General features: G+C 74.1%; 25 protein-coding genes. 9 read left to right on the top strand and 16 right to left on the bottom strand.

The features are described 5' to 3' along the window. The first annotated feature begins 63 nt into the window (after window positions 1-63). Window positions 64-366, top strand: coding sequence for a hypothetical protein (locus tag LWC35_RS17210; RefSeq protein ID WP_232871160.1), 303 nt, complete (start codon window positions 64-66; stop codon window positions 364-366). Window positions 367-379: 13 nt separating this feature from the next. On the opposite strand, the gene LWC35_RS17205 is transcribed toward LWC35_RS17210, so the two are convergent. Genes LWC35_RS17205 through LWC35_RS17195 form a run of 3 tightly spaced genes read right to left on the bottom strand, consistent with a single transcriptional unit; the run spans window position 380 to window position 3,178 of the window. Further along, entirely contained in the window at window positions 380-691 is a 312-nt protein-coding gene (locus LWC35_RS17205; protein ID WP_232871159.1) for a putative quinol monooxygenase, read from the bottom strand. A gap of 24 nt (window positions 692-715) precedes the next feature. Then, entirely contained in the window at window positions 716-2,227 is a 1,512-nt protein-coding gene (locus LWC35_RS40320; RefSeq protein WP_232871158.1) for a carboxylesterase/lipase family protein, read from the bottom strand. A gap of 18 nt (window positions 2,228-2,245) precedes the next feature. Further along, window positions 2,246-3,178, bottom strand: a complete 933-nt coding sequence (locus tag LWC35_RS17195) for a PQQ-dependent sugar dehydrogenase (protein WP_308194570.1) — start codon at window positions 3,176-3,178, stop codon at window positions 2,246-2,248. A gap of 507 nt (window positions 3,179-3,685) precedes the next feature. Between LWC35_RS17195 and LWC35_RS17190 the strand changes: the two genes are divergently transcribed. Further along, on the top strand, window positions 3,686-4,396 hold the full coding sequence (locus LWC35_RS17190) for a DedA family protein (protein WP_232871157.1): 711 nt from the start codon (window positions 3,686-3,688) through the stop codon (window positions 4,394-4,396). Here LWC35_RS17190 and LWC35_RS17185 read toward each other — a convergent pair. Continuing rightward, window positions 4,312-5,307, bottom strand: coding sequence for an asparaginase (locus LWC35_RS17185; protein WP_232871156.1), 996 nt, complete (start codon window positions 5,305-5,307; stop codon window positions 4,312-4,314). The two genes, LWC35_RS17190 and LWC35_RS17185, sit on opposite strands and share 85 nt — an antisense overlap. A gap of 53 nt (window positions 5,308-5,360) precedes the next feature. After that, window positions 5,361-6,569: an FAD-dependent oxidoreductase gene (locus LWC35_RS17180; protein WP_232871155.1), complete on the bottom strand. Its 1,209-nt coding sequence runs from the start codon at window positions 6,567-6,569 to the stop codon at window positions 5,361-5,363. Between the two features lie 97 nt (window positions 6,570-6,666). Between LWC35_RS17180 and LWC35_RS17175 the strand changes: the two genes are divergently transcribed. Further along, a complete protein-coding gene (locus LWC35_RS17175; RefSeq protein WP_232871154.1) occupies window positions 6,667-7,887 on the top strand; it encodes a low temperature requirement protein A in 1,221 nt (406 codons plus the stop codon). A 101-nt stretch (window positions 7,888-7,988) separates the two neighbouring features. Here LWC35_RS17175 and LWC35_RS17170 read toward each other — a convergent pair whose 3' ends face one another. From LWC35_RS17170 to LWC35_RS17145, 6 genes are all read right to left on the bottom strand, one after another. Further along, window positions 7,989-8,894, bottom strand: coding sequence for a pyridoxamine 5'-phosphate oxidase family protein (locus LWC35_RS17170; RefSeq protein WP_232871153.1), 906 nt, complete (start codon window positions 8,892-8,894; stop codon window positions 7,989-7,991). A 173-nt stretch (window positions 8,895-9,067) separates the two neighbouring features. Beyond that, complete coding sequence (locus tag LWC35_RS17165) at window positions 9,068-9,676, bottom strand: TetR/AcrR family transcriptional regulator (RefSeq protein ID WP_232871152.1); 609 nt, start codon at window positions 9,674-9,676, stop codon at window positions 9,068-9,070. A 24-nt stretch (window positions 9,677-9,700) separates the two neighbouring features. Further along, entirely contained in the window at window positions 9,701-10,816 is a 1,116-nt protein-coding gene (locus tag LWC35_RS17160) for a 1-acyl-sn-glycerol-3-phosphate acyltransferase (protein WP_232871151.1), read from the bottom strand. Further along, window positions 10,813-11,637: a patatin-like phospholipase family protein gene (locus LWC35_RS17155; protein WP_308194569.1), complete on the bottom strand. Its 825-nt coding sequence runs from the start codon at window positions 11,635-11,637 to the stop codon at window positions 10,813-10,815. The genes LWC35_RS17160 and LWC35_RS17155 overlap by 4 nt, the downstream gene beginning before the upstream one ends. A 79-nt stretch (window positions 11,638-11,716) precedes the next feature. Beyond that, window positions 11,717-12,181, bottom strand: coding sequence for a DUF8821 family protein (locus LWC35_RS17150; protein ID WP_232871149.1), 465 nt, complete (start codon window positions 12,179-12,181; stop codon window positions 11,717-11,719). 338 nt (window positions 12,182-12,519) lie between these two features. Beyond that, entirely contained in the window at window positions 12,520-13,479 is a 960-nt protein-coding gene (locus LWC35_RS17145; protein ID WP_232871148.1) for a helix-turn-helix transcriptional regulator, read from the bottom strand. A 90-nt stretch (window positions 13,480-13,569) separates the two neighbouring features. Between LWC35_RS17145 and LWC35_RS17140 the strand changes: the two genes are divergently transcribed. Beyond that, on the top strand, window positions 13,570-14,007 hold the full coding sequence (locus LWC35_RS17140) for a VOC family protein (RefSeq protein WP_232871147.1): 438 nt from the start codon (window positions 13,570-13,572) through the stop codon (window positions 14,005-14,007). Window positions 14,008-14,125: 118 nt separating this feature from the next. Here LWC35_RS17140 and LWC35_RS17135 read toward each other — a convergent pair whose 3' ends face one another. The 4 genes from LWC35_RS17135 to LWC35_RS17120 form a co-directional block, all read right to left on the bottom strand. Continuing rightward, complete coding sequence (locus LWC35_RS17135) at window positions 14,126-14,737, bottom strand: VOC family protein (protein ID WP_232871146.1); 612 nt, start codon at window positions 14,735-14,737, stop codon at window positions 14,126-14,128. Between the two features lie 209 nt (window positions 14,738-14,946). Continuing rightward, window positions 14,947-16,017 carry an LLM class flavin-dependent oxidoreductase gene (locus tag LWC35_RS17130; protein ID WP_232871145.1) on the bottom strand — a complete coding sequence of 357 codons (1,071 nt, stop codon included), beginning with the start codon at window positions 16,015-16,017 and terminating at the stop codon, window positions 14,947-14,949. Next, window positions 16,014-16,961, bottom strand: coding sequence for an alpha/beta hydrolase (locus LWC35_RS17125; RefSeq protein ID WP_232871144.1), 948 nt, complete (start codon window positions 16,959-16,961; stop codon window positions 16,014-16,016). Before LWC35_RS17125 ends, LWC35_RS17130 begins: the two co-directional genes overlap by 4 nt. 34 nt (window positions 16,962-16,995) lie before the next feature. Further along, window positions 16,996-17,310 carry a hypothetical protein gene (locus tag LWC35_RS17120; protein WP_232871143.1) on the bottom strand — a complete coding sequence of 105 codons (315 nt, stop codon included), beginning with the start codon at window positions 17,308-17,310 and terminating at the stop codon, window positions 16,996-16,998. Between LWC35_RS17120 and LWC35_RS17115 the strand changes: the two genes are divergently transcribed. The 4 genes from LWC35_RS17115 (at window position 17,278) to LWC35_RS17100 (ending at window position 20,100) form a co-directional block, all read left to right on the top strand. Further along, window positions 17,278-18,714, top strand: a complete 1,437-nt coding sequence (locus tag LWC35_RS17115) for an AMP-binding protein (protein WP_232871142.1) — start codon at window positions 17,278-17,280, stop codon at window positions 18,712-18,714. The two genes, LWC35_RS17120 and LWC35_RS17115, sit on opposite strands and share 33 nt — an antisense overlap. Then, complete coding sequence (locus LWC35_RS17110; RefSeq protein WP_232871141.1) at window positions 18,711-19,196, top strand: MaoC/PaaZ C-terminal domain-containing protein; 486 nt, start codon at window positions 18,711-18,713, stop codon at window positions 19,194-19,196. The genes LWC35_RS17115 and LWC35_RS17110 overlap by 4 nt, the downstream gene beginning before the upstream one ends. Further along, a complete protein-coding gene (locus tag LWC35_RS17105; RefSeq protein WP_232871140.1) occupies window positions 19,193-19,630 on the top strand; it encodes a PaaI family thioesterase in 438 nt (145 codons plus the stop codon). The genes LWC35_RS17110 and LWC35_RS17105 overlap by 4 nt, the downstream gene beginning before the upstream one ends. 164 nt (window positions 19,631-19,794) lie before the next feature. Continuing rightward, window positions 19,795-20,100, top strand: a complete 306-nt coding sequence (locus LWC35_RS17100) for a helix-turn-helix domain-containing protein (RefSeq protein ID WP_232871139.1) — start codon at window positions 19,795-19,797, stop codon at window positions 20,098-20,100. Between the two features lie 304 nt (window positions 20,101-20,404). On the opposite strand, the gene LWC35_RS17095 is transcribed toward LWC35_RS17100, so the two are convergent. Continuing rightward, window positions 20,405-21,100 carry an alpha/beta fold hydrolase gene (locus LWC35_RS17095; RefSeq protein ID WP_232871138.1) on the bottom strand — a complete coding sequence of 232 codons (696 nt, stop codon included), beginning with the start codon at window positions 21,098-21,100 and terminating at the stop codon, window positions 20,405-20,407. 94 nt (window positions 21,101-21,194) lie between these two features. On the opposite strand from LWC35_RS17095, the gene LWC35_RS17090 reads away from it, so the two are divergent. After that, window positions 21,195-22,223, top strand: coding sequence for an alcohol dehydrogenase catalytic domain-containing protein (locus LWC35_RS17090; RefSeq protein ID WP_232871137.1), 1,029 nt, complete (start codon window positions 21,195-21,197; stop codon window positions 22,221-22,223). The last annotated feature ends 123 nt before the right edge of the window (window positions 22,224-22,346 follow it).

Here is a 22,346-nt window from a genome sequence, read left to right as displayed (position 1 = left end):
CGCTGCTGCTGTGCGCCCGCCCGGGACCTGGCCCGGATCCCCCCACCTCGTGAAGGAGATCCGATGACCGCCGCCCTGCTGCCCGCATCCCGGCCCGCGTCCCGGCCCGCATCCCAGCCCGTCGCGCCCGAGGTGCACGACGCCGTGTCCGTCCGCGTCGCCGTGACCGGCGGCCTCGACGGCGTCCAGCGCGTCGTGACCCTGCTCCGCGGCCGCGGCTACCCGGTCCGCGGCCTCACCGCCGACCTCGCCGACGACGACACCGGCGCCCTCGGGGTGCGTCTGCCGTTGACGGCCGAGGAGGCCCAGCTGCTGGTGGCGCGCCTGTACCGGCTGCCCGCCGTGCTGCACGCGGCCGTCGGCTGAGCGTCGGCCGGACTCAGCGCAGGCCGGGCCCGCCCACCGGCGTCAGCTCGATGTACTCGGGCGGGCCCGCGAGCAGCGGCAGCACCGCGCCGAGCCCGGCCTCGCCGAGGTCGCGCTCCAGCGCCGCCTCGGACGCCGCCTCGTCGGCCCACACCTCGGTGACCCACACGGCGTCCTCCTCGTCCGGTGCGCGGTTCACGATGTACAGCTCGCAGCCCGGCGCCGACCGCATGCCCTCGGCCACCCGGAGCATCCCCTCGGCCAGCGCGGCCCCGTCCCCGGGGGTCGCGATCATGCGGACGTACCTGCCGACGCGGGCGCTCATGCGGCGACGGTAGCCGCGCCGGGGTCAGGCGGCGGTGACCGGGTCCGCGGCGGTGTCGACCGACGGGGTGCCGAAGCGGCGCAGCGCCCGGCCCCCGGCGGTGAAGGCCGGCCAGCCCGGGTCGCCCGTCCGGGCGAAGGCGGCCCAGGCCGCGACCATCTCGTCGGCCAGCGCGCGGGGCGGGTCCTCGCCGACCAGCGCGTCGGGCCCGGCGGCGCGCTCCGGCGTGCCGAACACGAACGGCAGCTCCAGGGCGTGGCAGGCGCCCAGCGCGCCGCCGAAGGCCGGGGAACGCCAGCCGAACTCGTAGACGTGGGTGGCGCCGGTGCCGGTCCCCGCGTGCGCGAGGGCGAGGCGCAGCGCCGGGCCGCGGAACACGAGATCGGTGAGCACGGCGCCGTAGCGCTCGCCCGGCGTGGCCTCGGTGCGGGCGGCCAGCAGCTCCGAGGCCCGCGGGTGCACCGCGCCGAGCCCGGCGAGGGCCCGGGTGTCCGTCAGCGCGCCGAGCACCCCCGTCGGCACCAGGTAGAGGTTCATCTCCTCGGCGTTGAACCCGGTGACCACGTCGACGGCCGCGGCGGAGCCCTCGGCCACGGCGGAGAGCGGGGAGCGCGGCAGGACGTCGTCGCCCACCACCGGGCAGAAGCTGCCGAGCCCGAAGCCGGGGTCGACGCCGTCGGGCTCCCGCAGGTCCCCGCGCCTCACCGGATCGGCCATCCGCTCCTGGGCGGCCAGGGTGTCGGCCAGGGAGCGCCCGCAGAACGCCTCGGCGGAAGGTTCCACACCCAGCTCGGCGGCCACACGCGCGGCGAACCCGCGCAGCGGCCCCTCGCTGTGCACCATCTCCGCGCCGCCGCTCTGCACGATCGCGCGGCGGAACAGCCCGGAGGCGAGCGGCGAGCCGAGCAGGCTGCCGACGCTCATCGCACCCGCGGACTCGCCGAACACCGTGACCTGCGCGGGATCGCCGCCGAACGCGGCCGCGTTCTCCTGCACCCAGGCCAGGGCCGCGAGCTGGTCGCGCAGCCCGATGTTGGTGGCGCCGCCGGCGAGCGGGAGGAAGCCCTCGATCCCCAGCCGGTACGTCACCGACACGAGCACGACGCCGGCGCGGGCGAGCGCGGTCCCGTCGTAGACCGGGGCGCCCGGCTCTCCGGCGACGAACGCGCCGCCGTGCACGAACACCATCACGGGCAGCCCGGAGCCGCCGGGGTCCGGCGTCCAGACATCGACCGTCAGGTAGTCGTCGCCCGGCCGCCAGCCCTGCCCGACGACGGGGCAGAGGTCCAGGGCACCGAAGGCGCGGGGCGGCTGCGGGGCGTTCGGACCCGGAGCGGTGCAGTCCCGCACACCCTGCCAGGCGGGCGCCGGCGCGGGCGCGGCGAACCGGAGCGGGCCGACGGGCGGTGCCGCGTAAGGCACGCCCAGGAACCGGGCCACCCCGTCCTTCTCGACGCCCCTGACCCGCCCCGCGGCGGTGACCGCCTCCGGCGCCTGGCCGCCCGACCCCTGAACCGACCGCTCGCTCGCCTGCACGCCCTCCGGTCTACCGGATCACGGCAGCGGAAGCACGAGGATGCGGTCGTCGTCGGGACCGGGGTCGCCGCGGCCGTCCCGGTTGCTGGTGGTGAACCACAGCGACGTCCCGTCCGGGGTCGGCGCGACCGTGCGGAGGCGGCCGTAGGTGCCCTGGAACAGCACCCGCGGCTCGCCCAGGGACCCGTCCGGGTTCACCGGGTAGCGGAACAGCCGCTCGCCGCCCAGCGCGCCGACGTAGAGCGCGCCGTCGGCGTACGCCAGGCCGCTCCACGAGGCGTCGTCGGTGCCCTGCTGGGCCAGCGGGTCGACGAACCCCTCGCGGCCCTCGCGGCCCTCGACCTCCGGCCAGCCGTAGTTGGCACCCGGGGTGATCAGGTTGATCTCGTCCCAGGTGCTCTGGCCGAACTCCGCCGAGTACAGCCGGCCGGACCGGTCCCAGGCCAGACCCTGCGGGTTGCGGTGGCCGAGGCTGTAGACCGCGGTGCCGAACGGGTTGCCCGGCGCGGGCTGCCCGTCCTTCGTGAGCCGCAGGATCTTCCCGCCCAGGTCGTCCCGGTCCTGGGCGGGCCCGCCGCGACCGGCCTCGCCGGCCGCGACGTACAGGAAACCGTCCGGGCCGAACGCGATCCGGCCGCCGTCGTGGTTGCCGCCCTTGGGGATCCCGGTGAGGATCTCCTGCTGTCGCGACCCGTCGATCGTGCCGTCCGGGTTCGCCGTGAGCCGGACGACGCGGTTGTCGTCCGAGGTCGTGACCATGACGTAGACGCCGCGGTCCGTGGCGTGGTCGGGGGAGAGCGCGATCCCGAGGAGGCCGCCCTCGCCGGTCGGGTGACGCCCTCGACCGTGCCCGACCGGGTCACCGTGCCGTCCGGCGCGACGCGGGAGATCGTCGCCGGGATCCGTTCGGTGACCAGCGCGGAACCGTCCGGGAGGAAGGCGATGCCCCACGGCACCTCGAGGCCCGACGCCAGAACCCGCGGCTCGCCGGCCGCCGGTGCGCCCTGGGGTGAGGCGGACGGGGTGCGCGAGGGGGTGGCCGCCGTGGGTGCGGGGGCGGGCCCGGCACAGGCCGTGGCGAGGGCCAGCGCGCCCGCGAGCAGCAGCGCGGCGCCGGTCCGGAGGGGAGGGAGAGGGGGGAGCGCACGGGCCGAACCTAGGCCGTGTCTCCCAACCCGCCACCACCGCTCCCGGCGCCCACGCCGTCCCCGCCGGCGTTGCCGGGCCACGCGAATACGCCCGGTATGAGGGCGGCCCGGCTGCCTTGCCGGGAACGACGTGGATCACCGGGCCCGGGGGCACCGGATCGAGAGACACGGCCTAGCCGCCCATCCCTGCCCAGGCGCGACGAACCCGACGGAGCAGGAGGAAAGCGACAGCCGGGTGGGGTCTGCACCCGGACCGGGCCGGTGGGTGGCCCCGCTCCGCCGCGCACGGGCGTCGGGCACCCTGGAGGGCATGACCGTGGACCACATCCTGCTGGCGATCCCGCCGCTGGCGGTGTACCTGATCGTGGGGCTCGTCGTGGGTGTGGAGAGCCTCGGCATCCCCCTGCCCGGCGAGATCGTCCTGGTCAGCGCGGCGCTGCTGGCGTCGCACCACGAGGTGGCGGTCGACCCGGTCGGCGTGGGGGCCGCCGCGATCGTCGGGGCCGTGATCGGCGACTCGATCGGCTACCTGATCGGCCGCCGCTACGGTCTCCCGCTGTTCGACCGGCTCGGCCGGCGCTTCCCGAAGCACTTCGGGCCGCGGCACGTGGCGCTCGCCGAGCGGTTCTTCGGCCGCTGGGGGATGTGGGCGGTGTTCTTCGGCCGGTTCGTGGCCCTGTTGCGGATCTTCGCGGGCCCGCTCGCCGGGGCGCTGCGGATGCACTACCCGCGCTTCCTCGTCGCGAACGTCGGCGGGGCGATCGCGTGGGCCGGCGGGACCACCGCGGCGGTCTACTACCTGGGGATCGTGGCCGAGAAGTGGCTGTCCCGGTTCTCCTGGGCGGGGCTCGGCGTGGCGGTCGTCGTGGGCCTCGCCGTCGCGCTGGTGGTGCGGCGGCGCACCCACCGGATGCTCGACGAGGTCGAGCTGCCGGATCAGGCCGCGCCGGTGTCGGCGGGCGACGACCCGACGGGCGCCCCTGGCACCGCCGGTTCCACGGCGCCCACCTCGGCCCCGTGACCCAGCACCGGCACGTGCCCGGTCGCGTCGAGCTCCGGGGACCGCACCCCGAGGGCGCGCAGCGTCGCCGCGACCACGGCCGGTACGGGCCGCGCGGCGCCGTCGAGCACGGTGAGGGCCAGCGCGCGCCCGTCGGGTAGCGCGGCGGCGAACACGCCCTCCGCCCCGTCCTTCGCGACGAGCCCGGGCACGGCCCGCAGGATGCGCGTCACCGGGCGGGCGGGCCCGCCGAGCCACTCCGGGTGCGCCCGGACCGCCGCGGCGACACGGCCCTCGGGACTTCCCGGGTCGGCGGTCGCGATCACGGAGAAGGCCCGGGCCAGCCCCGCGACGGTGCAGGAGAACAGCGGTGCGCCGCAGCCGTCGACCGCCACGTGGCGCACCTCGTCGCCGGTCAGCGCCTCGACGTGCCGGCGGATCGCCTGCTGCAAGGCGTGCGCGGGGTCGAGGTACCCGGCCGTGTCCCAGCCCGCGGCCACGCAGGTCGCGAGCATGGCCGCGTGCTTGCCCGAGCAGTTCTGGGCGACCGGCTCCGGCACCGAGCCGGCGGCGCGCCAGGCCGCGGCGGCGTCGGGGTCGAGCGGCAGGTCCGGGGTGTTGCGCAGCGCGCCCGTGTCGAGCCCGGCCGCAGCGAGGATCCGGGCCGCGCCCTCCCGGTGCCTCGGCAGGCCGGCGTGACTGGCGGCCGCCAGCGCGAGCAGCTCGCCGTCGAGATCCAGACCGGCGCGCAGCATCGCCGCCGCCTGCACCGGCTTGAGCGCCGAGCGCGGGAAGAAGGTGGCGCCGGGCCGGCCGACCTGCGGGCCGCCGATCGTCGCCAGGTGCCCCAGGTGCACGGACTCGACCACCCCGGACCGGACGACGGTGGCCAGGGTCCCGGCCCCGGTCGCGACACTGCTCGCCTCACCCACGGACGGGCACGCTAGCCGCCGCCCGCCGGGCCCGCCGCCCGTCACGATGGCGGTCACGCGCCGACGACGCCCGGGGCCAGCCTCGGCGGGTTCGGCCCGTAGGCGTTGCCGCGCGCGGCCCGGGCGCGCACACCGGGCAGCCCGAAGACCCACCGGAGGGCGGCCGGCGGGGCGATCGCGCGGTCCCGCTCGCGCGCCTGCACCACCCGCCGCTCGGTGCGGACCTGCTGGGCCTGCACCGTGCGGATCGCGGGCTCCCGATCGCCCTGCACCGCGATCAGGTCGCTCTCGTGCAGACCGCCCGCGCGCAGGGCCGGGACCAGCCGGTTCGCCGCGGCGACGGCGTCCTGCAGGGCCATGAGGATGCCGTTGCCGCCGACCGGGGAGATGACGTGCGCGGCGTCGCCGACCAGCAGCAGGCCCGGCCGCCACCAGCGCTCCACCCGGGCGATGTCGACCGAGAGCAGGGTCGTCTGCCGCAGGTCGGTGAGCAGGTCGGCACGGTCGGCCAGCCACGACACGTGCGTGCGCAGGAACGCACGGATGGGCTCGACGCCGACCTCCCGCGCGGCCGGGAAGCCGCCCTTGGGCAGCGACCAGCCGACCTGCCAGTCCGTCGGCCCGCCGAGCAGCCCGACGTAGTGGTCGGCGCCGAAGTAGAGGTCGACGTCGGCCTCGGGCGGGTCGTCCGAGCGGCGGGGCAGCGTGAACCACAGGATGTCCGTCTGGGCGCCGAGCGAGCGCGCCGGCAACCCGGCCAGGGCCCGCACCTTGGAGAAGCGGCCGTCGGCGCCGACGACCAGGCTCGCCGGGAGCTCCTCCCCGCCTACCTGCACGCCCGTCACCACCCCGTGCTCCTCGACCAGCGCCGAGACCCGCGCCGAGGTGCGCAGCTCGAACGCCGGCAGCGCGGCGGCCTTCGCCGCGAGGAAGTCGAGGAACCGGGCCTGCGGCATGAGCGCGACATACGGGAAGCGGCTGTCGAGCGCGCCGTAGTCGGCCGGGGTGAGCGTGCCGGCGGGGGTGTGGAAGCGGAAGTACCGGGCGGGGAAGTGCGGGAGCCGGAGCAGCTCGTCGGCCAGCCCCAGCTCGTCGAGCAGCTCGAGGGTCCAGGGATGCAGCGAGTCCCCTCGGAACCGGCGGTCGAAGTCGCGGCGCGCCTCCAGCAGCGTCACCGGCACCCCGGCCCGGGCCAGCAGGTAGGCCAGGAGCATCTCGCCGGGCCCGCCGCCGACCACGCGGACCGGTGTCGTCGCGCTCATGGTCCTCACGCTACCCGCTCGACGGCAAAGCCTCTCGATGATCAAGTGATCATTCCGGACCTGTCGGCCATTCGCCGCGCCTGGCACGATGCCTCGCATGGTCACGCCGCGGCGGACGAGGGTGGAGACGGTCGGCGAGGGCGCGGCGGTCACCACCCTCGAGCTCTTCTTCGACCTCGTGTTCGTGTTCGCGCTCACCCGCGCCACCGACTGGATGGCCGAGGACCCGACGGCCGAGGTCGTGCTCCGGGGCGTGCTGATCCTCGTCGTCATGTGGTGGGCGTGGGTCGGCTACTCCTGGCTCGGCAACGTCGCCAAGGCCGACGAGGGCCTGATCAGGGTCGGCATGCTCGTCGCCATGGCCGGGGTGTTCCTCGCCTCGATCACCATCCCCGAGGCGTTCGACGACCTGCCCGGCGGGCTGTCCGGGCCGGTCGTGTTCGCGGTCGCGTACTTCCTCGTCCGGATCGTGCACCTCGGCATGTTCTGGATCTGCAGCCGCGACGACCCCCAGCTGCGCGGCCAGGTCGTGCGGTGGATCCCCTCCGTGGTGCTGGGCACGGTGCTGCTGCTCCTCGCGTCGCAGGCCGAGGGCTGGGTGCAGACCGCGCTCTGGGCGGGCGCCCTGCTCGGCGACTACGTCGGCACCGCGCTGGCCGGCGCCTCCTGGCGGCTGAACTCCGCGAGCCACTTCGCCGAGCGGCACGGGTTGATCATCATCGTGGCGCTCGGCGAGTCGATCGTGTCGATCGGCATCGGCGTGGCCGCGTTGCCGATCTCCTGGCCGATCATCGTCGGGAGCGTGCTCGGACTCGCGGTCGCGGGCGCGATGTGGTGGGCCTACTTCGACGTCACCTCGATCCTCACCGAGCACGCCCTCGCCGAGGCGACCGGCGAGCGGCAGATCAGGCTGGCCCGCGGCGGCTACACCTTCCTGCACCTGCCGATGGTCATCGGGATCATCCTGATGTCGCTCGGGCTCAAGAAGGCGCTCAGCTACATCGGCGGGGGTGAGGGGCACGCGCTCACCGACCCGCTCTACGGCATCCCGCTCGCCGCGCTCTACGGCGGCGCGGCGATCTACCTCTTCGCGCACGTCTGGTTCAAGCGCTTCATGATCGGCACGCTGAACGTCGAGCGCATCGTGGTCGGCGTCGTGCTGCTCGCGATCACGCCGCTGGTCGCGATGGTCCCGGCCGTCGTCGCGCTGCTGATCCTGGCCGTCGTCCTCTGCGGCCTCGTCGGCTACGAGACCCACCGCTTCCGCGAGCTCCGCCACCAGGTGCGGCACGGGCAGGCGGGGCACACCGAGCGCTGAGCGCTCGCCGTCGTACCCCCGAGACGAGCCGGCCCGCCGCCGGAGGTCCTGGACCCCAGGAGTCCCGGCGGCGACCGCGCCGGACGACGTGCCGGCCTCGCTCAGGTGAAGCGGGAGTACGCGGGCCCCGACCAGCCGGAGGGGAAGGCGTTCTCGGTCCAGACCGCCTCGGTGATCCGGAAGACCGTCTCCCGTCCCGTGGTGGCGCGCGAGGCCCCACCACCCGACGACGGGCGCACCTCGGCGGTGCCGGTCAGCTGGAGGGTCGCCCCTGACCGCCAGTCCGGGAGGAGCAGGCCCGCCGCGGGGTCCACGTGGAGGTTCCCCGCCGTCATCATCATCCCGTTGCCGACGTAGTCCGGCCAGGTCAGCTCGGTCGGCGAGACGACCCTGACGAAGCCGGGGTCGCCGCCGCGGTGCGAGACGTCCACACCGCCGGCTGCGGCCGTGGCGACGAAGAAGGTGTCGGCGGCGGCCACCAGGGCCACCTGACGGGGGTCGAGCACCGCACCCCGCGTCGCCACGGGTCGGCGGTCCGGAGGCGGTGCGTCCCGCAGGTCGCGGGCCTGGATGTACTTGGGGCAGTTGCCGAAGGCCTGGTGCACCTCCACCTCGGCGCCCCCGTCCACGCGCCGCCAGCGACCGTTGATCCGCAACCGCTTGCGCAGTACGAGGTCGATGACCAGGGTCCCGACGTCCACCTCGTCCCGCAGGACGTCGGCGAGGGGATCCGTCGAGGGCACGTCCGCGGTCACCCGCAGCGTGGACGGGTCGACGGCGGACAGGAACCCCTCCGGGCCGTTCAGGCTCGTGGCCCACACCCGCCCGTCCTGGTCCCGGGCGCCCAGCACCAGCAGGCGTTGCCGCTGCAGGAACTCCGACGCCCCGCGGGGGATCGTGCTCGCGATGATCGGCCGGACCCGCTCGGCCCTCTCGGAGGTCCCGGCCTCCCGCTGCGCGAGGAGCTCGCCGTCGTGGAAGGCGAGGCGGTCGCTCAGGTCGGCCATGACGTCAGAAGACCAGGACACGGTAGCCGGGCCGTCCCGGCTCCCGGCGGCTCGCGACGCCGGGGGTCCCCGGCGCGGAGTTCTGGTCGACCTGCTCCACCACGGTCTTCTCGCTCATCGGGTTCTCCTTCGCCCATGGGTCGCCGCCAAAGTTACCGAATGATCGGTAATTTTCAAGGGTGAAGCTCGGCACCGAGGCTCGCGCCGGACCGCTCGTCCGCCGCCTCCGGCATGAGCAGGGTCGGCAGGAGTGCGACCGCCTCGGCGAACGCGCCGGTGTCGCCCGTCACGCGGCCCAGGACGAGTGCCCCTTCGATCCGCACGAACGCGTCCTTGGCCGCGCGCAGCGCGGCGTCGGGCCGGTGGCCGGCGCGGCGGGCGGCGTCCGTCATCGCGTCGATCCATGCCGTGGCGAGCGACCGGGCGCGGTCGCGGATCTCCGCGGGGGCCCCGGCCAGCGTCATGGTGTCCAGGACGCAGGAGAGTGCGCCGGCTCCGTAGAACTCGCCGAGCCGCCGCGCGGTCTCGGCGATCCCGGCGGCGACGTCGGCGTCCTCCCGCATGGGCTCGAGGATCCGGCGGAAGCGCCTCCCGACCGTGTCGAGCGCGACCTCGGCCATCTGTTCCTTCCCTGCGGGAAAGCGGTGGTAGAGGCTCGCCCGCCGGAGCCCGGAGGCCGTCGACAGGTCGCCGATCGCCGTCCCGACGAACCCCCGCTCGCGGAAGACCGCCACGATCAGGTCGGTCAGCTTGTCGTCCTCGATGGAGGGTGGGCGCGCCATGAGCCAAGATTACCGAACTTTCGGTCAATATGGTCGAGCGGTCGAACCCGACGAGCCACCCGACGACCCGTGCCGGTACCGGCCTCTTCGCTGTGCGGACACGGGTGCGGCCCGGCGATCCTCGAGGGGAGTGCTCCTCACCCCTGCCGCCGATGTCGTGTCGGGCCCGGCACGGCGTCGATTGGCGGCGACCGTCGACGCGATCCACTCGTCGACCCCGGTCCAGGCGTCGTCGAGCCAGGCGGACAGTGCGGCGTGGTCGTGGCGCGGGATGTCGGCGGCGGCCACGCGGACGGTGTGCACCAGGAACGTGCGATGGGTCGGGAGGCGCCACAGGGGGCGGTCGCGGCCGTCGTCGGTGAAGCCGGAGTGCGCGAGCAGGACGACGTCGGCGCCGGGCGCGGCACTGAGCGCGGCGAACGTCCCGCCGAGCCGGGGCGGCAGCGTGTAGGTGTTGCGGCGCAGGTTCTTCAGCCGTTTTGCCGCGCCCGAGTCACGCAGGGCGGTGAGCGCGCGGAGCCGGCGGGCCCGGCTGAAGTTCTGGCCCTCGGGGAACAGCAGGAGCGCGTCGCCGGCCGTCATCGACCCGGCGACGTCCTCGACGCACGCCCGGGAGCGCGCGCGTCGGGGGCCGATGAAGCACAGCGGCAGGTGGTCGCCGGCGAGATCGACGCTCGGTTCGAGCCGCAGCAGCGCGGTGAGGACGACCCGCAGGCGCATCCGGTGGTGCACGGCCAGGAGCCACGCGATGAACAGCGAGTCCCCGGGTCCGCAGTGGCGGGCGAGGACGATCACGCCGCCCTCACCACGCAGACCGGCCGGCGGGACCGAGCCGTCCTGTTCGACGACGGTGACGTCGAGGACGGTCCGCAGGGCGCGGTAGCCGCGGTCGAGCACGTCGTGCAGCAGCACGTTCCAGTTCTGCTCCTCGGCGGAGACCAGCCGGGGCAGGACCGAGAGCTCGATGGCCGCGTAGGCGACGAACAGTGCCACGGTGCGCAGCGGCAGGCTCGACCTCGCCGGGAGGCAGACCAGTGCGGCGACGGCGAGCGTGAGCGGAGCGGTGGCGAGGACGAGCAGGTCCAGCAGGGTCACCGTCGGGACGGTCACGGTGCGGCGCAGGGCCGCGCCGACCCTCATCGGAGCCCGGCCAGGTAGGCGCGCGTGGCGTCGTAGGCGCGGCCGGCGCCCGAGGTGATCCGCCCCGTGTCGCGGTAGCGCAGGTTGGACCACGTCGCGGCCGGTCGGGCCGGGAGGCCGGTCGGCAGGACGTGCACCGTGACGCCGTCGGGGACGCGGGCGAGGTCGGCGTGGAAGCGGTGCCGCCGGGCGATCTCGAACGACACGAAACCCACCTCCCACGGCCGACGCGGAACGCGCAGCTGCTCCTCGATGCGTCCGACGTGCAGCACCCAGACCGTGTCCGCGCCCTCGGCCACGGCGCGGGCGAGCGGGATGCTGTTCACGAGCCCCCCGTCGATGAAGTGCTCGTCGCCGATGCGCACGGGCGGGAAGACGCCCGGCAGCGCGCAGGAGGCGAGGACGGCTTCGATCAGGTCGCCGTCGCTGAACCAGTGCTCGCGGGCCCGTTCGATGCTCGCCGCCACGCACTCGAACGGGACGACGAGATCGTCGAACGTCGCCACCGGGAGATGCTCACGCAGGAGGCGGCGCAGGTCCTCGCTGTCGTGCAACGACGTCCCGCTGCGCACGACCTGTCCGACCCTGCCCAGCAGCGAGCCGCCGAGCACCCCGTCGGTCGCGAGCACGTCCCAGGTGCGGATCAGGTTGCGGGCACCCTGCGGTGTCGGGTCGGCGGCGATGGCGGCCCCGTTGATCGCCCCGATCGACGTGCCGTGGACCAGGTCCGGCACGACGCCGGCCTCCAGCAGCGCGCGGGCCATCCCGGCCTCCGCGGCACCGAGCACGCCGCCGCCTCCGAGAACGAACGCCGTGCACACCACGGCAGGTGGTATACGCCGAACGCGGCGGGTTCGCCCGACGGAGCTGCACGGGCCGGTGCACCGCGGCGCTGGTCTCCTAGTACTCCTTCTTGATGGTGAAGTACGAACCGCGGATGGTCCCGGCCAGCTTCGACCGCTGGCGCGCGAACTTGAAGCGCGTGGCGAGCTCCTCGGGGACCTCCATCCCGTCCGACAGCTTGAACCCGACCGCCCGCTTGCCGGTGTCGTCGAGGGCGTACATGACGTTGACCGACAGGCCGCTCTCGTAGAAGACGTAGGCCATCCGGATGTTGTCGACCTGGAAGGCGGTCGCCTCGAGGGGCGGGGACGTGATGACGATGTCCCGTTCCTCCTGCAGGATCCGGTGCACCCATTCGACGGTCTCCTCGGCGTCGGCCGCGGGCTCCACCGTGAACTCGTGGTCGTACTTGTTCTTGAAGTAGCGGGCCTCGTTCGCCCGCAGGCCCGCGAGCGCCTCCGCGACCGGCGACGACTCCAGGCCGACGGTCGACACGGTGTGGAAGTCAACGGTGTAGGTCATGAAGCGGAGTCCCCCCGGTCGCCGAGATGCCCTCTGGGCCCATCACCGGGAATCCTGCCAGCGAGGAGCGTGTCCTCGAAAGATCGGACCACACCCCGTCCGAGCGCTGGCGACGGCGGCCCCGGCGGGGATGCGCGGCACGCCTGTCAGGAGCCGCCCGCGGCGACCGCTCCGGCGGTGCTCGGCGGCCGACCGCGCCTCCTGACGCGAAGCTGCTGTGCGCCCCGGCGTCCGGACTTCGTTCGGACGGAGTCCGGGGAAGAGGCTCCGTACACGACCTCGGGCTGCCGACCGGGAGCTGCGGGAGCGCGCGGCCGGGGGCGACGAGGTCGTCGCGCTCATCCCGCCCGGTCGGCTGCGTGGACGAGCCGTGTGGCGAGGGCGCGAACGTGGTCCCGGAGGGCCTCGGGTTCCTCGACGACGAAGGGCCGGTCGATCCACGCCAGCAGCGAGGGCACCCAGCCCAGCTCCTCGACCTGCAGCCGAAGCCGGACGCCGCCCTCCGTCGGTTCGATCGTGGCGAGCCCCGCCGGGACACGGCGGGCCAGGTGCTCCGGGTCGGCGTCGACGAGGACGGTGACGGTGTGCCGGCGCGGTGCGGTGGCCAAGGCGACGAGCAGGCGGTCGCGGGGGTCCCGCTCGTCGGGTGCGCGGAAGGTGTGCGGGAGCAGCGCCGCGGTGACCACCCGGTCGAGGCGGAACGTCCGGTCCTCCCCGCGGGCGGAGTCGGCGCCGGTGACGTACCAGCGGCCGGCGTGCGCGACGACCGCGTACGGGTGCAGCGTTCGCTCGCTCCTGCGGCCGTCGGCGGAGCGGTAGTCCACCGCGACCGCCCGCCGCTCGCGCGCGGCCTGGGCCATCAGCAGCAGGGTCGCGGTCTCGGGCACGTCCTGGGAGGCGGCGACGGGAAGGTCGACGCCGTCGACCAGCGTGTCGAGTCGGGTGCCGAGGCGCTGGGGGAGGACCCGGCGGACCTTCGCCGCGGCGGTACGGACGGCGGCGGCCGTGGCGGGGACGAGCCCGGCGCGGTCGGCGGCGGCGACGCCGACCAGCAGGGCAACCGCCTCCTCGTCGGTGAGCATCAGTGGGGGCATCCGATAGCCGCGGGCCAGGCGGTATCCACCGTGACGGCCACGTCGGGCGCGCACCGGGACGTCGAGCTCCATGAGGTGTTCGATGTCGCGGCGCACGGTGCGCTCGTCCACGCCGAGCGTGCCCGCCAGCTCCGCGGCGGTGCGGATGCCGCCGGCCTGGAGGATCTCCAGCAGGGCGAGCACACGGCCGGTCGGTCGGGCCATGGTGCGAGATTCTGCCTCATACCGGGCGGGATCCGCCCGGTATCGGACCTAGCGTCGTCTCGGTCTCGATCGACGACGGAGGAGTCAGTCATGAAGTTCGTGTCCGTTCGGATCATCACCGCCGACGTCCCGCGCCTCGTCGCGTTCTACGAGCAGGTGACGGGTGCGACCGCGGTGTGGGGCAACGAGGTGTTCGCCGAGATCCCGACGGCGGGTGGGACGCTCGCCATCGGCGGCGAGCAGACCGTGGCGCTGTTCGGTGCGGGCAGCGCGGAGCCCGCCGCGAACCGCACGGTGATCGTCGAGTTCCTCGTCGACGACGTGGACGCCGACTTCGCCCGGCTGCGCAGCACGCTGAGCGAGGTCGTCACCCCACCCACCGAGATGCCGTGGGGCAACCGCGCGCTGCTGTTCCGCGATCCCGACGGCAACCTGGTCAACCTGTTCACGCCGGTCACGGCGGTGGCGCGTGCCAAGTTCGGTGTCCGAGAGGGCACGCGGCCGATGCGGGACGCTCTCGATGGCTAGGTGGCTCCGCCGGACGTCGGCGAGATCATCGCCTTCCTCGTCGGCGACGACGCGTCGTTCGTGACCGGTGCGCACAGCGCGGGTCGACGGTGGGCTCTACGGAGTCCGCAGGTGGCGGTCAGGCCGTCGGTGCCTCCCAGACGAATCCGTCCGGGTCGGTGAAGGTGCCGGCGTCGCTGCCGATCGAGAGCCGGTGTGAACCTGTGCCGTCCGGGGAGATGCCGGCGTTCTTGGCGACCGCGCCGCGCTTGTTGAGCGCCAACGTGACGGGACCGGTGTCGAGCTCGACGTACCGGCTCCCGTAGCTCCTGGTCACGGTCAGCCCGTGGTCGACGTAGAACTGCCTGGTCGCGGAGACGTCGGTGACACCCAGCTGGAGCACGATCGCGTCGACCGCTCGGGCTGCCGGGCCGACGTTCTTCTTCTTGGACGACGCGATCGTCCAGACGGTGCCGTCGGGGGCCTGGATGGCTCCTCCGTATCCCCACAGGGACCTCGTGGCCGGCTTGACCACCGTCGCGCCGGCCTGGCGGGCGGCGTCGACGAGGCTGTCGGCATCGGCCGGCTGGGACACGATCAGGGAGAGGGTGAATCCGCGGAACCCGGTCGACGGCTCCTGCGCCGCACGCACCCGAACCCTGCTGCTCACCACGTCGAAGGCGGTGGCGTAGAACATCTCGGCGGCCGCGGTGTCGGTGGCCTCGACGGTGACGGAGTCGATGATTCCCATGTCGGCGATGCTAGGAAGGGCCCGGCGGTCGACGCTTCTCGAATCCTGACCGATGCCCGTGCCTCGACACGTACCCCGGCCTCCGCCGACTGACCTCGGGCGGAAGTGGGTGACGTCGTACGAGTTGTCGTCAACGACGCGATGATCCGGGATGAACGGTGACCGACACGGTGCCCGGTCGCCCGACCTCGGTGCTCCCCGAATGGCGCTCAGAGCGCTGGCCGGACCCGTTCGGCGAACTCCCGCATCACGTCTCGGGCGGTGGCCAGCGGGCTCTGCAGCGCCAGCTCGGTCACGCCGGCCCGTTCGGCCTGCCGGATCTGTTCCACGACCTCGTCGACGGTGCCCACGATCGTGACCGCGCGGACGGCGTCTTCGGTCAGGAACCTGCGTTCGGCGGCGGACAGCCAGGTGGCGTGGCCGTCGTGCAGTTCGAGGTAGCGGCGGTCGGCGGGGGTCGCCATCGCGGCGACGTGCGTGCAGTACTGCTCCCAGAAGGGTCGGAAGGGCGGGGGGACGGCGTCCTCGTCCTCCCGGGTCGACCACATCTCGTAGGCGAAGTGGATCGCGGCGCCCACCCAGGAGTCGGTCATTGCGAGCACGCGTGGCGAGGTCGCCGACTCGCCCTGTGCCAGCACGACGACGTTCGTCATCGACGTCGTCGTGAAGCCCGGGGGAAGGGCGCGGCCCGACCGAGCGGCGCCGTCGGCCACCAGCTCCGTGACGCCCTTGACCTCGTCCGGGCGGGTCACGGCGATCGTGACTACACCGTCGCCCTCCGCGCCCGCGAGGCGCAGCGCGCGCGGGCCGTTGGCGCCCACGACGACCGGGATGGGGTGGTCGAGGTCGACGAACCCGTGGTCGCGGTTGAGGAAGCGGGTGTGCGTGCCCCCGCCGAGGTCCACCTCCTCGCCCGCCAGCAGGCCGCGAACCGCGCGGACGTAGGTCCTGAACTCACCGACGGGCATGGGTTTGCGGCCCATGACCCGCATCGACGTGTGGCCCGTGCCGATGCCGAGGAAGGTCCGGCCCGGCGCCAGCTTCGCCACCGACGCGATGGAGTGGGCCGTGACGGGTGCGAGCCGGGTGCCGGCCGCGGCGACACCCGGGCCGCGAGCGATGCGTTCGGTGTGGGCCGCGGCGAGGGCGAGCGTCGCGTAGCAGTCGGACCACAACATCTGGGAGTCGCAGGCCCACGCCGAGTCGGAGCCCAGCTCTTCCGCGTACCGGAAGACCTCCCAGTCGTCGATCCGGGGAGCGAGGACGACCCCGAACCTCATCGGACAGCTCCCGCGGCCGTCGGTCGTGCGGCGGGTTCCGCGACACGGGGCAGAGCCGAGATCCACCGGCCGATCCGGGTCAGCGACTCGTCGGCGACAGCGAGCCGTCCGGCGCCCATCTGGTAGACGTGCTGCTGCCCGTCCTCGAGCTCCACCGTCACGGCAACCCCGGCTGCGCGGGCGCGCTCGGCGAGGCGCGTCGTGTCGTCCCGCAGGGTCTCGTGCCTGCTCGCGGCCAGGTACAGGGGCGGCAGGGGAGCGAGGTCCGCGTGCAGCGGGTTCACCGACGCCGCCTCCGGCGACTCGCCCGCCAGGTACAGCTGCGCCATCAGCTGCAGGGTGGGCCGGTCGACCATGGCGTCGAGGTCGGCGTTCTCGGCCAGCGACTCCCCGGTGTTCGCCAGGTCGAACCACGGGGAGAGGGCGACGACCCCGGCGGGTGGCGTTCCACGCTCGGCCAGCCGGAGTGCAGCGCTCAGCGCCAGGTTGCCGCCCGCGGAATCGCCGGACAGGACGATGCCGGCGGGCCGGTGGCCTGCGTCGACCAGCCAGCCCACCGTGGACACGAGGTCGTCGAGCGCCGCGGGGAACGGGTGCTCGGGAGCCCGGCGGTAGTCCACGACCAGCGCCGAGGCGCCGGCCCGTGCCGCGAGGTGCCCGGCGAGCTTGCGATGGCTGTGCCGGGAGCCGACGACGAAGCCGCCGCCGTGCGCGTGGACGACGACCCGCCCGGAGCCGCCGAGCTGACCGGAACCGCCGACCGCGCGGCACCAGGTGGCGGGGACCGGCGCACCCTCCGCCTCGGCGTACTGCACCCCGGCGGGCTCCGTCGTCCCCCGGTGCCAACCCTCGAAGAGGTCCCGCATCGCGTCCACGCCCATGTCCGGCGTCCGGGCGAGGCGCGCGGCGAAGCCGCTGTACAGAGTGGTCAGATGGTCCGTCATGGCATTCCTCGCTGAAGCCGTGGTGGTGTCGGGATCAGGACGCGGCGCTGGAGAGCGGGCGACGGCTCTCGGCGCCGACCAGGGTGCGGAACAGCCGGTCGACATCTCCGGGGGCGACGTCGCCGCTCCACCCGACGAAGAGGTCGGGGCGGACGAGGACCAGGCCGAGCGGCTCCTCGGTGACGACGGGCTCGTCGAGCTCGAGCACGGTCAGCGGGATGCCGAGGCGCTCGGCCGCGGCGCGGAACGGGGTCGCGTCGCCGCGGGAGCGGTCGCCGCGGGCCTCCGTGCGCGCGGGCTGCGGGCCGGTGAGCGGGTGCTGGTGCTGGGCGCCAACTCCGTCGAGCACCTCACGGCGACGCTCGCCACGATGCTGGCCGGGGGAGTGGCCGTGCCGGTCGCGCCGCAGTACGCGGGCCCGGCCGCCGAGCACGACAAGCTCTCGGGCCTGCTCTCGGTCCTCGACCCCGCGATGGTCTGGGTCGACACCGCGGCGCAGAAGGCCGTGGTGGCCGCCGCCTCGACCGGGACTCCGCAGGTTCTCGTCGGCACGGGCGGGCTCGCCGCGCTCACCGGGGACACCCCGCCGCGCCCCGAGGATCTCGATCCCGCGGCGCCGTCGAAGATCCTGCTGACCTCCGGCTCCACCGGCAGGCCCAAGCCGGTCGCCTACACCCAGACGATGATGACGACCAACGTCCGGATGACCATCGACGTGTGGCCGTTCCTCCGCGATCACCCGCCGGTTCTCGTCGACTGGCTGCCCTGGAACCACGCGTTCGGCGGCAACGCCAACGTCCACCTCGTCCTCGCGCTCGGCGGCACGCTGCACGTCGACGAGGCGGCGGGCCGACCAGAGCGACTCGGGACGACGCTGACGAACCTCCGGCGGTTCCGCCCGACCTTCCACGGGGCCGTGCCCGCGGGGTTCGCCGCGCTCCTCCCGGCGCTGGAATCCGATCCCGACCTGCGCGCCGCGTTCTTCGGGCGGCTCGACGTGCTGTTCAGCGCGGGTGCGGCCATGCACCCCACCGTGTTCCGCAGGCTGACCGAGCTGTCGGCGAGCGTGCGCGGGACCGCCGTCCCGATCGTCACCGGATGGGGATCGACCGAGGTCGGACCCGGCGCGACGATGGTGCACAGCCACGGCGTCGACCCGGACTGCATCGGCACCCCGCTGCCGGGGGTCGAGATCGCGTTGCGTCCGGCGGGCGGCAAGCAGGAGCTGCTCGTGCGTGGCCCCTGCGTCGCCGCGGGCTACTGGAACCTGCCCGAGCAGACCCGGGCCGCGTTCACCCCCGACGGGTGGTACCGGTCCGGCGACGCCGGTGAGCTGGTCGACCCCGCCGACCCGTCCCGCGGGCTGCGGTTCGCCGGCCGGATCGCCGAGGACTTCAAGCTGGCCAACGGCACCTGGGTCGACTGCGCCGGGATCCGCGCAGCGCTGCTGTCCCGCAGCGGCGGCCGGCTGCGGGACCTCGTCGTGATCGGCGCCGATCGCCCCGCACTCTGCGTGCTCGCGTGGCCGGACACCCGCAGTCCCGAACCGTTCCAGGAGGAGGACCTCCGCGTGCTGATCGACGACCACAACCGCGACCAGGCCCGTCCGAGCACCAGGCTGCTCGACGGTGCCCTGCTCGATCCCGAACCCGATGAGCTCGGCGCCAAGGGTGCCCTCGTGCGCCACGCGGTGCTCCGGCGGCGCGCCGCGCTGGTCGAGGAGCTCTACGAGCGGCAGGGGGCCGCGCTGTGAAGATCGCCGAACCTGCCACCGGGCTGGTCGTGGACCGGGCCGCGGACCTGGCTCCGTACGTGGGCGCCGAGCTCGGGACCAGCGGCTGGATCGCGCTGGAGGAGGCGGACGTCCTCGCCTTCGCCGAGCTGAGCCGCGATCGGCACTGGGTCCACACCGACCCCGATCGGGCCCGCTCCGAGGCCGGGCTGCCCGGGGTCCTGGTCCACGGGTTCCTCGCCCTGGCCCTGGTGACCGAGCTCGGCAACCAGTGCTACACGGTGCGCGCCGCACGGCGGTGGACGAACTACGGCATGGAACGGCTGCGGTTCACCGCGCCGGTCTTCCCGGGCGACGAGCTGCGCCTGCGGCTGACGCTCGACGCCCTGGGCCCCGGTCCGGGCGGGACCGCGAGGCTCGACCTCGGCTGCACGCTGGAACGACGGCGCGGGGGTCGGCCCGCGCTCGTCGCGACCTGGATCGTCCTGGTGGAGGACTCGTGACCGTGATCCCGGAGGGATTCGTCCCGCTCGGCCAGGAGGGTACCTTCCTCGGCCACGTCGGCGGACTGACCTGGCGCCGCCGGGCGGACCGCACGGACGTCTGCGTGCTCCTCGAACCGCACCACCTGAATCCGAACGGGACCGCCCACGGCGGGTTCCTGCTCACCGTCCTCGACATCACCCTCGGGGCGACGGTCGAGTCGTACCTGGGGGTGGACGCCGACCGCCATCCCGTCACGCTCCAGCTGTCGGCGTCGATGATGGCGGCCGCCAAGGGCGGCGAGCTGTTGTTCGGCGAGGCAACGGTCGACCGGTCCACGCGCACGGTGACCTTCGTGACCGCACGGCTGCACAGCGCGGGCGAGACCGTGCTCACCGCCTCCGCGGTCTTCCGCAACCCGCCGCCGGCACGACCGACCGGGGCCTCGACGTGACCTGCCCCAGGACCAGCAGCGGACCCGGGCACGGTGGATCCCTGGCCAGGTGTCGCTGCTGACGGCGAGCTCCTCCCGGCGACGTGACCGCGAAGCACGCGCTGGAAGGCGTGTCCAAGGTGGTCGCTGCCGAGGGCGGGCTCCACAACGGCACGAGAGATCTCGTGGACGGCGGCCTGGTCGGCGGTCTGCCCCTCGACCAGCGGGGTGCGGACGTAGCCGGGATGAACCGTGCCGAGGAGGTCGCGACGGCGATCGGCAGCCGGGCCTGGCAGGTGGACCTCCTCGACGTCGGACCGCTCGAGACGCTCGAGCTCTCCGTGGACATCCTGAACCCGGTTCCCACGATCGCCCGGCTTGTCGCCGCGGACGAGGACACCGTGCGGGACGTGATTCACGCGTTCAATGAGCGGGGGTTGGCCGCGCTGGACCCTCAGCGGGGGGAGGTCGTCCAGCTTGATCAGCGATGAGGACATCGCGTTCATCGTCGCGACGGCCAAGACTCGCCCGGGCACGCTCGGGCGACCGTTCACACACTGGAGCGTGCGCAAGCTCGCGGTGTATCTGGCCGAGAACCCGGACCGGTCTGTGCGCATGACCAGAACGGTGACCGGCCGACGGCCGGGCCGTGCCGGCTGGATGTCAGGAGCAACGGGCTGCGACGGCGTCGGCGCTGACATGGTCGGTGGCCGACCGCAGCCCGGACACCACCTCGTCGACGTCCGCGGCGGAGCGATTCTGACTCGACATGAACGGCGCATCGGGCTGCGCGGGCTATCCGTGCAGGCGGTTGACCAGCGTGGCGAGTTCGGTCGGGGCGCTGATCATCGCGAGATGGCCCGCGCGCAGCCACTCGACGTCGGCGGAGGTCAGGGCGACCGAGCGTTCCTGCAGGTCCGGGGTGTAGCACTGGTCGGCGGTCAGCCGGATGTAGGTGCGGGGGACGGGGCTCGCGTACCCGGCCAGGTCGACGGGCTCGGACAGTAGGGCGGCGGAGTCGTCGACGAGGCGGTCGAGGGCAGCGGTGGCGGTGGCCTCGTCCATGTCGTTGCACAGCATGGTGTGTGCGGCGGCCCTTTCCTGGTGGTAGATCCCGCCGACGAGCGACTGCTCCACGAGTCCGCGGACGCCCGGGTCGATCTGGTCCAGCACCCGGGTGCCGTCGGGCGGGACGACCGCGGAGAGCAGGACGACGCGGCGGATCCGCCCGCCGAGCGCGGCCATGACGCGCGGCACGGTCACCCCGGCGAACGAGTGGCCGACCAGCACGACGTCGGTCAGGTCGCGGGACTCGACGTCGGCGACCACGGCGTCGGCGCAGTCCTGCAACGTGACCCTGGTGAGGTCGGCGCCGGCGCGCGATCCGCGCCCGGGAAGGTCGACCGCGAGGGTGTCGTGCTCCAGCAGCGGGACGAGCTCGTCCCAGCAGGATGCGCCGCAGCCGGCGCCGTGGACGAGGACGAACGACATCGTGGGCTCCTCGGCGAGTCGGACGGGGATCTGCGAAACCTAACTGAACTCATCTCGGTTATATAGTGTCCGGTGTCGACGACGGGAGGCACGGGTGCGCGCGTACAGGATGATCGGGTCCGGCCGGGCCGCTCTGGTGTCGGCGCCCGACCCGGAGCCGGGGCCCGGCGAGGTGCGGCTCGACGTCCTGGCGGCCGGGATATGCCACTCGGACCTGAACGTGCTCGACCACGGCGTCGGCGCGGGCTGGCCGCTGCCGATGACGCTCGGGCACGAGATCTGCGGGCGGGTGGCGGCGCTGGGCGCCGGGGTGGAGGGGCTCGAGATCGGCTCCCAGGTCCTCGTGCACGCCCCGCTCGGCTGCGGACGCTGCGACCGCTGCGTCCAGGGGCGGACGAACTACTGCGACGAGCGGGATTGGCTGTCCGTCGCCGGCGTCGGCCTCGGGGTCGACGGCGGCATGGCCGACGCCGTCGTCGTCCCCCAGGAGCGGCTGGTGCCCGCCGACGATCTCGATCCGGTGGCGGCGGCGACCTTCACCGACGCCGGGCTCACGTCGTTCCACGCGATCGGGGGCTGCGCTGCGGAGCTGGCGGATCCGGGTTCGGTCGCCGTCGTGATCGGGGTCGGCGGGCTGGGGCACCTCGCCATCGGGCTGCTGCACGCGCTGTGTCCGGCCCGGGTCGTCGCGGTCGACACCCGGGAGGCGGCCCGGCAGCTGGCGCGGGACTGTGGCGCGGATGTCGCGGTGGCGCCGGACGAGGCCGCCGCCGCGGTGGGCACGGTGGCCGGGCGGGGCGCCGACGTCGTCCTCGACTTCGCGGGCGCGCAGACGAGCATCGACCTGGCCGCGGCGCTGCTGCGGACGGCGGGGGTGCTCGTCCTCGTCGGGAGCGGCGGGGGAGTGCTGCGGGTCGCCAAGCCCGGGGTGCTGCGCACGGGGTTCCGCCTGCAGTTGCCGTTCTGGGGCTCGCGGGCCGAGCTCGCGGCTGTGGTGGACCTGGCGCGCCAGGGGGGCCTCGCCCCGCACACCACCGTGTTCCCGCTCGCCGACGCCGACCGGGCCTTCGACGAGGTGCGCGGCGGCAGGCTGACCGGCCGAGCGGTCCTGGTCCCCGACTAGGAGTCCGCTGAAATAGGACGTTGCGAGGGTGGCGGTGCTGCTCGTGGTGGTGGCTGTAAACGCCGTTTATGCCTTCGGGGTCGGGCGTGTGTGATGGCGAGGCGGGTTGGGGTGGTGGTGTTC

Source organism: Pseudonocardia kujensis, assembly GCF_021283305.1.
GTDB lineage: Bacteria > Actinomycetota > Actinomycetes > Mycobacteriales > Pseudonocardiaceae > Pseudonocardia > Pseudonocardia kujensis.
The sequence above is the reverse complement of the archived record's forward strand: the minus strand, read 5'-3'. Positions and strand labels throughout refer to the sequence as shown.